This is a genomic window from Chloroflexota bacterium (genome assembly GCA_026710945.1).
In the GTDB taxonomy this organism is placed as follows: domain Bacteria; phylum Chloroflexota; class UBA11872; order VXOZ01; family VXOZ01; genus VXOZ01.
The window spans coordinates 1-9,176 of record JAPOQA010000057.1 but is presented as its reverse complement, the minus strand read 5'-3'; the positions used below and the strand labels follow the sequence as shown (position 1 = coordinate 9,176).

Annotated in this window: 8 protein-coding genes; 5 read left to right on the top strand and 3 right to left on the bottom strand. The window is 58.3% G+C overall.

Going from position 1 to position 9,176, the window contains the following annotated elements; translation table 11 throughout:
• Nucleotides 1–214: Uma2 family endonuclease (locus OXE05_11455; protein ID MCY4437933.1), on the top strand; the 214-nt coding region annotated here is incomplete at its 5' end.
• A gap of 76 nt (nucleotides 215–290) precedes the next feature.
• Nucleotides 291–839, top strand: a complete 549-nt coding sequence (locus OXE05_11450; GenBank protein MCY4437932.1) for a Uma2 family endonuclease — start codon at nucleotides 291–293, stop codon at nucleotides 837–839.
• Between the two features lie 76 nt (nucleotides 840–915).
• On the opposite strand, the gene OXE05_11445 is transcribed toward OXE05_11450, so the two are convergent.
• Nucleotides 916–2,412, bottom strand: coding sequence for an FGGY family carbohydrate kinase (locus OXE05_11445; protein MCY4437931.1), 1,497 nt, complete (start codon nucleotides 2,410–2,412; stop codon nucleotides 916–918).
• A gap of 82 nt (nucleotides 2,413–2,494) precedes the next feature.
• A complete protein-coding gene (locus tag OXE05_11440; GenBank protein ID MCY4437930.1) occupies nucleotides 2,495–3,577 on the bottom strand; it encodes a sugar kinase in 1,083 nt (360 codons plus the stop codon).
• Between the two features lie 571 nt (nucleotides 3,578–4,148).
• Here OXE05_11440 and modA point away from each other — a divergent pair.
• Nucleotides 4,149–4,964: a molybdate ABC transporter substrate-binding protein gene (gene modA / locus OXE05_11435; GenBank protein MCY4437929.1), complete on the top strand. Its 816-nt coding sequence runs from the start codon at nucleotides 4,149–4,151 to the stop codon at nucleotides 4,962–4,964.
• Nucleotides 4,965–4,985: 21 nt separating this feature from the next.
• Nucleotides 4,986–5,801 carry an orotidine-5'-phosphate decarboxylase gene (gene pyrF / locus OXE05_11430; GenBank protein MCY4437928.1) on the top strand — a complete coding sequence of 272 codons (816 nt, stop codon included), beginning with the start codon at nucleotides 4,986–4,988 and terminating at the stop codon, nucleotides 5,799–5,801.
• Between the two features lie 486 nt (nucleotides 5,802–6,287).
• Here the strand turns inward: pyrF and uvrC are convergent, their stop codons facing one another.
• Nucleotides 6,288–8,171: an excinuclease ABC subunit UvrC gene (gene uvrC / locus OXE05_11425; GenBank protein ID MCY4437927.1), complete on the bottom strand. Its 1,884-nt coding sequence runs from the start codon at nucleotides 8,169–8,171 to the stop codon at nucleotides 6,288–6,290.
• Between the two features lie 545 nt (nucleotides 8,172–8,716).
• Between uvrC and OXE05_11420 the strand changes: the two genes are divergently transcribed.
• On the top strand, nucleotides 8,717–8,977 hold the full coding sequence (locus tag OXE05_11420) for a DUF1640 domain-containing protein (GenBank protein MCY4437926.1): 261 nt from the start codon (nucleotides 8,717–8,719) through the stop codon (nucleotides 8,975–8,977).
• The last annotated feature ends 199 nt before the right edge of the window (nucleotides 8,978–9,176 follow it).

Sequence of the window (9,176 nt, the reverse complement as noted above, 5' to 3'; positions counted from 1 at the left end):
TTCCACGGCAGAGCGAGACCAGACCTTCAAACGCTCGCTTTACGCCAAACACGGCGTGAAGGAATACTGGCTGGTGGACACCGATGCCAAGACGGTGACGGTCCTCCTGCGGAATCCCCAAGGCTTTGCGGTGGTAGGCGTGTGCGGTGAAGGCCAGACCCTGGATTCACCGACCCTTGAGAAGTTCATTATCAAACCCGACGAAATCTTCTAGCTTGTGAACGCTTTCATTACTGCTGAGACGGCCCACTCTCACTATACGATGTGGGCCGCGAGAGAGAGTGGCAACCATGGCTAGCTCTACGCCGGCAATAAAATTCACGTACCGGGACTATCGAAACACGCCGGATGACAAGCGCTACGAGTTATTGGATGGAGACTTAATTGTGGTTCCAGCGCCCAAAGAGATCCATCAAAGAGTCCTGATGAATCTTTCCTATTTGCTCTTTCAGACGGTCAAGCTAAGCGGTGCCGGACATGTCTATGCTGCCCCATTTGACGTCGTGCTTTCCAACACGGACGTCGTTCAGCCCGATCTCCTTTACATCTCCAACGAGCGGGCGCACATCATTACTGACGAAAACGTCCAAGGCGCGCCCGACTTGGTTGTTGAAATCCTCTCTCCTTCCACGGCAGAGCGAGACCAGACCTTCAAACGCTCGCTTTACGCCAAACACGGCGTGAAGGAATACTGGCTGGTGGACACCAATGCCAAGACAGTGACAGTGCTGACTCTGGAGAGTGACGGCTATGCGTTAGTCGCCGTCTTTGGAGAGGGGCAAGCCCTGTCCTCGCCCACCCTGGCGGGATTCACTGTCGATACGGCCGAAGTCTTCTGACCCTGAGTTAGCGCCCTACTATGCATTTCCCTTACGAACTCGCGAAATAAGCAGTAAAACCGTTCATCGCCCAATGCTATTGTGACTCCACCCTAAAGTTCGGCTCTAACGCTACGTACAGGTCACAGAATTCTTGGAATCGCTGCTCGTAGCAGTCTGAAACAGCTCCGTCCGGCGCACAGGTCCCCTGGGAATTCGGCCGCCACTCGGCAAGCCAGGTGTCGTCCGCCATCTGAGCGGCAACGAGAGCCAATAGTGCCGCCCCCTGTGCCGCGCTGTCTCCACCCTCGATTGCGGTAAGCGGGCGCTGAAGCACATCCGCAAGAATTTGCAGCACCAACGGAAATGCTGCCCCGCCGGTCACATTGAGCGGCGTAACCGTGCCTCCTAGATGCGTTTCCAATTGTGCGAGCACGTTTCGCAAGGCAAACGCAATGCCCTCCACCACCGCCCGTGCCATCTCGGCTTGGCTTGTGCCAAGCTGAAGTCCGTAAACGACTCCACGCGCGTCCCGGTTCCACAACGGCGCGCGTTCGCCCATGAGATACGGCAGAAAGATCACGCCCCCTGCCCCCGGTTCACACGTGGCAGCCAATCTTACCATTTCCTCGACAGACTCGATACCCAAGAGCGCTGCCGCCCAGCGCAGAGTTGCGCCGCCTAACAACGTGGGCGCCACATGCAAGTAGCGGCCCGGTAAAACATGGCGGCGCGTATAGAATCTTGGGTCAGGCACACTGCGCTCCGTACAGACGGTAAGAACACTCGTTGTGCCGAGAGAGAGTACGCCTGCTTGTGGTGACACCAGGCCTGCGCCGACTGCAGCGGCTTGCGCATCCGCTCCTCCCATAGCGACCGGCATTCCTTCCGGGACGCCTAACTGCTCTGCCGCCTGGGGTAAGACTTTTCCAACGACCGCCTGAGAAGGCATGTGAGGCGGTAGCTTTTCAGGTGGAATGCCAATCTGGCGGCACCAGTCGTCGAGCCAGCGGGGAGGGTCGTTCAGCGCGAACAATCCGGAAAGCTGTGCGTTCGCCCAGTCAATGCCAAATGTTCCGGTGAGGCGATGGGCAAGGTAGGTCGTTAGGGTGCCAAAGTAGGCGCATGCTGCCGCAAGATCAGGCCGCTCCTCCACGAACCACAGAATGCTGCTCAGCGTTGTGCTGCCGCTCTCGATCCGAATTCCAGTCCGCCGCACTATCGTCGACTGATTAGCGCCGGCCAGTACGCGCTTTACTTGCCTCACACTGCGCCGGTCCTCGTAAATGATTCCGGTATGCAGCGGCGTACCGTCATCGGTCAAGGGCGCCACCGAGGGCGCAAGCGATGTGAGGCCGATCCCAATAATTCGCTTTGGCGCAGATTCACTGGGCAAGATTGAGAGAGCCGCGCGGAGAGCTACTTTGACACTCTCCCAACAACGTGGAAAGTCAATCTCCGCCCAGCCCGGTTGCGGGCGTTCGATGCTCGTAGGGGCACTGCCACGAGCCACGATAGCGCCTTCGCTTTCACAAAGGACTACCTTGGTGGCAGTGCTGCCGACGTCAATGCCAACCGCATAATCAGGAGACATGGCAGCCGAATGAAGATATCTTTTCCACTAGAAATAGGAAAGAACGTCAAGTTTTGTTCGTACCAAGCGAGATAGGACAAGCCTAGCGTCGAATGCGTGCCGATCCACCGGCTGCAAAGGCGCGCACGTCGTCTACCGTCGCCATCGTGGTATCGCCGGGGAACGTCGTAATCAACGCACCGTGGGCCCAGCCCAGTCGTACGGCGTCGGCGGGGGTTTCGCCAGTGATAATCCCGTAGATCAGCCCCGATGCGAAGCCGTCGCCGCCGCCAACACGATCATAGACGTCGAGTTCAGCGGTGGGAGCGAGGTGGGTTTCGCCATTGATCCACGCCACAGCGCTCCAGCTATGGCGATTCGTCGAGTGTACTTCACGGAGTGTGGTAGCAACGATTCTTACTTGCGGAAACTGACCGACAACTTGGTCTATCATGGCGGTAAAAGCGCTTGGGTCAAGCTTTGAGGTCGCTGCCACCTCCGGGCCCGGAATGCCCAGCCCAGTCTGCAGATCTTCCTCATTGCCCACGAGGACATCGACGTTTTCTACAATGCGTCGATTTACGGCGCTTGCGCGGTCCTCGCCACCCCAAATCTGCCAGAGCTTTGCGCGAAAGTTTAGGTCATAGGAAACGATTGCGCCGGCCGCTTTGGCCGCCTGCATGCCCTCGATGATGACCTCCGACGTGGTCTCCGACAGTGCCGCAAAGATGCCGCCGCTATGGAACCAACGCACGCCACCCGCAAAGATGGCGTCCCAATCAAAGTCGCCGGGTTTGAGCTGCGCCGCCGCCTCATTGCAGCGATTGTAAAACACCACCGGCGCCCGCACACCCTGGCCCCGATCGCTATAGACCGTTGCCATATTCGGGCCGTTCACGCCGTTGTGCGCAAAGTGTTTATAGAAAGGCGTCACGCCCATGGCGCGGACTCGCTCGGCGATCAAGTCGCCAATAGGATAGTCGACCATTGCGGAGGCGATGCCGGTGTTTAAGCCAAAGCAATTTGCCAGGTTGGCGGCCGTATTGAATTCGCCGCCGCTGACGTGGATCTCACACGTATGCGCCTTACGAAAGGGGATGATCCCCGGGTCGAGGCGATGCACCAGCGCGCCTAACGAGATAGAGTCCCGTGCCGCATTCGCATTAATGCTCAGACCATAGCTCATGTCGTGCCCTCCTCCGATTCGTGCTGCGGTTGATGTACGCGGTTCTCAGTTCAAATCCAGTAATGTCGCCCCTTTGGAGGCGGCGCACAGCCGCTCTCCTGCTGCTACTAGGATTATACGCGAAGCCCACAGCAAAGATAGCGCAAGACTCTGCGGCCCTTCCTCAGCGCATCGCTTTGCGGACGAGGAAGCCCAATGACTACTGCAACCGGTCGACGGTCTCAAGCCGACGATTCGGCTGGAGTCGTCGGCTGGCGCATCCACCCAAATGCAGTTGCCTCTGTGACCGCCGCAGGGCGGGGTGAGACCTGCCTTCTCACTGCCCGCTTAAAGAGCCTGCTGCACGGTCAGGCGGTTTCACGCACGTACCAAGAAACGGGATTCCTTGCTCGCACCGAGAAATCGATGCTACCATATAGATACGCTGGCGGGAGATCGTCGGGAGATGGACAAGGAATATTATGGACTCAGCCACCCGTAGTGCGGCTTCTGCGGGCGGCTTCTTTACTTAAAAACAGCTTGCAAATTTGAGCAGATTCATCAGAGATACGGAGAGGGCTGAAAGCCACGCATGAGCAACCGACGGACACTGCTTAGGGCCGCGTTGCCGGCGACGGTTGGCGCCCTGGCCGCGGCGTGCGCGCCGCTCGACAGCGTGCGGTCCCGCTTCGAGTCGGACGATCGCGATCGCCTCAGCGTGTTTGCTGATGCCAGCCTAGCTCCCATCGTGCCATCGGTCACGAGTGACTTTGAGGGCGCCAATCCCAACACCCGTCTCGACATCTCATTGCACCCTTCCGGAGAAATCATGCGAGCCCTCCTCGGGGGCAAGCACTTCGATGCCGTTCTGCTTGGAGGCGATACGTTTGGCGTGCCGTTAGTTGAGGCGGGACTGATCAAGATCGGTACAATGCGGCCAATCGCGTCGAACTGGCTCGTGATTGCTACTCCCCGCGCGGGCGCGTTGGAGATCCAATCCCCGCAAGACCTATTGCGTGCAGACGTTGAGCGCATTGGGATTGCTGACTGGGAAGAGTCTGCGCTCGGCAGGTACGCTTTCCAGTCATTGGGGAGCCTTGAGCTATGGGAGACCCTGGCCGATAAGCGAGCCAAGACCCGCGACGAGCGCGAATTGGTGGAGAGAGTCAGCGATGGCAAAGTGGACGCCGCCGTTCTCTATTCCTCGTCAGTTGCTTCTGCGAGCGAACGCGTCATGGGCCAGGCGCCCTTGCCCGAACAGAGCCACCGCCCCATCATCTACTACGTCGGCATCTCTCAGAAGACCAAGTATTCGATCATGCGTTCGCAGTTTTCAGCATACCTTGTCAGCCAGCGGGGGCAGCGCCACTTCGAGTCGGCGGGCTACCGCATGCTGAACTTGCACTAGGAATAGGAGCAACGATACTTGATTCCCTTCAACGCCTGTCTTAGTCAGGTCTGCGCCGGCAAGGACAGCGCGCTCTGCATCGGCTTGGATGTGGACTTGTCTCGCTTGCCCGCGGGGATTCCAGCAACCTGTGAGGGAGTGGTCGGCTTCTGCCGCGACATCATTGACGCCACCCATCAGTTCACCGCCGCCTACAAGCCCAATCTTGCCTTCTTCGAGAGCATGGGAACATGGGGATTCGAGGCACTAGAAGTAGTGCGGCGGCACATTCCGCCTAACGCAATCGCGGTCGCCGACGCCAAACGCGGCGACATTGATTCTACAAACGTGCACTACGCCGCGGCCGTCTTCGACGTGCTGGGATTCGATGCAGTAACGGCACACCCCTATCTCGGCGCCGAAACCTTGGAGCCCTTCCTCAACCGCCCGGACCGCGGCGTCTTCGTGCTCTGCCGCACATCAAACCCCGGCGCGCGAGACTTCCAAGACATGCGCAATGAGACCGGCGAGCAGCTCTATATCACGGTGGCCAGAGCCGTACAATCTTGGAACATAAACGACAATTGCGGCTTGGTAACCGGAGCGACGTATCCTGAAGAATTGGCAAAGGTGCGACTGGTAGCACCCGACCTTCCACTGCTAATCCCAGGCATTGGCACGCAGGGCGGCGACTTGAAAGCATCGGTGCGTGCCGCCGGCACAGCCGCGCCCATGCTCATCAACGCCTCGCGCAGCATCCTCTATGCCAGCAATGACCGTGACTTTGCCGAGGCAGCAGCTGGAGCAGCCGCAAAGCTCCACGCGGAAATCAATCAAGCGCGCTTGGCAGTTACGTAGGGGCACGACATGTCGTGCCGCTACGACCGAGATCAACCGGGAGCGCGGCGGTCACTTTCCGTTCGCACAGAGCCTGTCGCGGGGCGCGCTCACTCTCCGTTCGCGCTGAGCCCGTCGAAGTGCAGTCCAGCTACCAGACGCAGCGATCTCCCTCCGTTCGCACTGAGCTTGTCGAAGTGCAGTCCAGCAACCAGACGCAGCGATCTCCCTCCGTTCGCACTGAGCCCGTCGAAGTGCGGTCCAGCTACCAAACGCAGCGATCTCCCTCCGTTCGCACTGAGCCCGTCGAAGTGCGGTCCAGCTACCAGACGCAGCGATCTCCCTCCGTTCGCACTGAGCCTGTCGAAGTGCGGTCCAGCTACCAGACGCAGCGATCTCCCTCCGTTCGCACTGAGCCTGTCGAAGTGCGGTCTAGCTACCAGACGCAGCGATCTCCCTCCGTTCGCGCTGAGCCTGTCGAAGTGTGAACGGACATGGGCGGGGGGGTTACAGATGCTCCTTGACCTTCTCCGCCACCGCGCGGTTCATTTTCGGCGCCCCGGCCAAGACCTCGACGGACGCCTGCCGAATAGCATCCACGCTCCCAAAGTGCTGCAGCAAAGCTACTTTCCGCTTCGTGCCGATGCCTGGCACCTTGTCAAGCAAAGATCCAAGCGTGTGCTTGGTGCGCACGGTGCGATGGTACGTAACGGCAAAGCGGTGCGCTTCATCGCGGACACGCTGCAATAGCTTCCGTGCCTCCGATCGCTCCTCTAACTCGATTGGCTTAGATTCTCCAGGTAGAAAGATTTCTTCACGCTGCTTGGCAAGCCCCAGCACGGGTATATCGTGCAATGCGAGATTCGCCAGCACTTCCAGGACAGCATTCAGTTGCCCCTTGCCACCGTCTATTACAAGCAGGTCGGGCTTTATGCCCCAGGAGTCCAGCGCGTCCGCCTCGTCTTGCCCGTCACGTTCGTTCTGTTTACCTGTTTCCTCTTCGGCCCTTAAGTCACTCAGGCGCTTTAGCCGCCGTGTGAGCATTTCCTGCAAACTCGCATAGTCATTGGGGCCGTCTACGGTCTTGATGCGGAAGCGGCGGTAATCGCCTGTGCTGGGGAGACCGGTAACGAACACCGCCATAGCGCCAACCGTATACGCGCCCTGGATGTTCGAGATGTCGTAACACTCGATGCGCACCGGTGCTTGGTCCAGATCAAGCACGTCAGCCAATTCGGTGAGGGCTACCTGCGCCCGTTGCTGGCTGTCGAGGTGCCGCAGACGGTGGTCCTGCAGCCCTTGGCGGGCGTTATTTCCCGCTAACTCAACCAAGCGGCGCTTCTCGCCAATCTTAGGCACGTTCAGTGTCACGCTGCCGCCGCGCCGCTCCCGCAGCCACGTGCGGAGCAACTCAGCCCCGCGAATACCGACCGGCAGGAAGAGCGCCTGCGGTATCTGCATGCTGCGACCGTAGAACTGCTGCAGAAAGTCCCGTATCACATCGCGGTCTTCCTCGTCAGACACGTGTTCAAGGATGAAATTCTCACGCCCGAGTAGGTGGCCGCCGCGAATACTGAAGACTTGCACGCACGCCTCATCTTGCTCGCGCGCGAAACCAATGACATCAATGTCTCCCTGGCGAATATTGGTAATCTTCTGGCGCTCAAGAACGCGCTCAACCGCCCTGATGCGGTCGCGCATCACCGCTGCGCGTTCGAATTCCAGCGCATCCGACGCTTCGCGCATATCACCGCGGAGGTTCCGAATTACGTCGCCCGGCCTTCCTTCGAGAAAGCGTGTGACCTGTTCGATGATCCCCCCGTACCCCTCTTGGGTAACTGCCCCAATGCACGGACCCGCGCAGCGCTTGATGTGATAGTCCAGGCACGGCCGTTCATACTCTTTGTCCATATTCAGCGCACAGGACCGATAAGGGAAAAGCCGATTGAGCAGGTTCATGGTGTCGCGCAGGCTATAGGCGCTGGTATACGGTCCATAGTAGCTTGCGCCATCATCCAGTATTCGCCGTGTTGTCAACACACGGGGATAGCGCTCATTGAGGGTGATCTTGAGGTAGAGAAACGACTTGTCGTCGCGCAGCACCACGTTGTAGCGCGGCCGATGGTGCTTGATAAGATTACTCTCCAGCACCAAGGCTTCAATTTCCGTATCGGTAATGATGTAATCGAGCGTCTTGGCATTCTCCACCATGCTCCTGGTCTTCCAGGGCAACCGGTCCTGCCGGCCAAAATACGAGCGCACGCGGTTACGGAGCAGCTTTGCCTTACCCACATAGAGCACCGTGCCCTTGCCGTCACGAAAGAGGTAGCACCCCGGCAACAATGGGATAGTAGCCATCCGTTCGCGGATTTCTTTGACCGGAATCGACACGCAGAATCTCCGTTGGTTGTGCTTGCCAGCACCGACCTCTCGCCATCCGTATGTTATCATGAGCACAAATGGCTCCGTTTTCTCTTCGCTTACTATGGTTAAACCTTGAGGTGAAGTAGCAAGTCTCCAGTAGCCTTGAAGATGGATTCTATCGGGCGATACTGAGCATTGACGCCACAGCTGGCAAGTATGGCTATCACCCGAGCTATTTTTTGCGCATGGTACATGAGCTTGGCGGTCTCAGAGCGGCAAAGCAACTGCTCAGCACAGATAGCCCGCAATCTGGATTGGCCAGACTTTGGGAGTTGGAACTGCTTGACAACTCTATGGAAGCCTTGGTCATACAAGAGCAATGGAGAGATCTCTTTAGCGAAGAAGAACTACAAGAGGCACGCAGACGGTTGAGAGAGTACGGGTATACGTTTCCACGTTGAAAGTCGACAAGCAATAGTCGCCCCGGCGCATGTCGGAGTCCAGGGCTAAGGGGATGATGGGGAATGCGGCGGTGGCAGCGTGACTGCCCGAAGTAGAAGGAACGATTAGGGATGGCGGTATTTGATACTTACAGAGCGTTTGAAGCCCTGACAGGCGCGGGCTTCACAGAACGCCAAGCCAAAGCCCTTATCGACGTGGGCCGCGAAGGCTACGGTGCGCTGGCAACCAAGACTGACATTCAAGACATGGCGACCAAAACCGACTTGCGCGAACTAGAACAGCGCATAACCATCAAGGTTGGCGCTATGCTGTTCACGTTAGCGGGCTTACTGGTTGCGGTACTGGTCGCGCTGGAACTGCTGCCGCTCTAGACTCGACCGGGGCTGGCGAAAAGTGTGTGCCAGCAAACATACACTAAATGCGATTCTGCTAGGGTGTGTCGTCAAAGTAGGCTTGTAGTGATAAGCTGAGGTAGTAACCAATGTAGCAGGATGGGAGCTATGTCAGCAACAGCCGCAGCGCCGGCGCACCGCCGCCACGATATTTCCGACCGGGCGTGGGAGGTATTGG

Coding starts and splice junctions, on each gene's coding strand:
- OXE05_11450 (MCY4437932.1), top strand. CDS start 291: ATGGCTAGCTCTACGCCGGCAATAAAATTCACGTACCGGGACTATCGA.
- OXE05_11445 (MCY4437931.1), bottom strand. CDS start 2,412: ATGTCTCCTGATTATGCGGTTGGCATTGACGTCGGCAGCACTGCCACC.
- OXE05_11440 (MCY4437930.1), bottom strand. CDS start 3,577: ATGAGCTATGGTCTGAGCATTAATGCGAATGCGGCACGGGACTCTATC.
- modA (MCY4437929.1), top strand. CDS start 4,149: ATGAGCAACCGACGGACACTGCTTAGGGCCGCGTTGCCGGCGACGGTT.
- OXE05_11420 (MCY4437926.1), top strand. CDS start 8,717: ATGGCGGTATTTGATACTTACAGAGCGTTTGAAGCCCTGACAGGCGCG.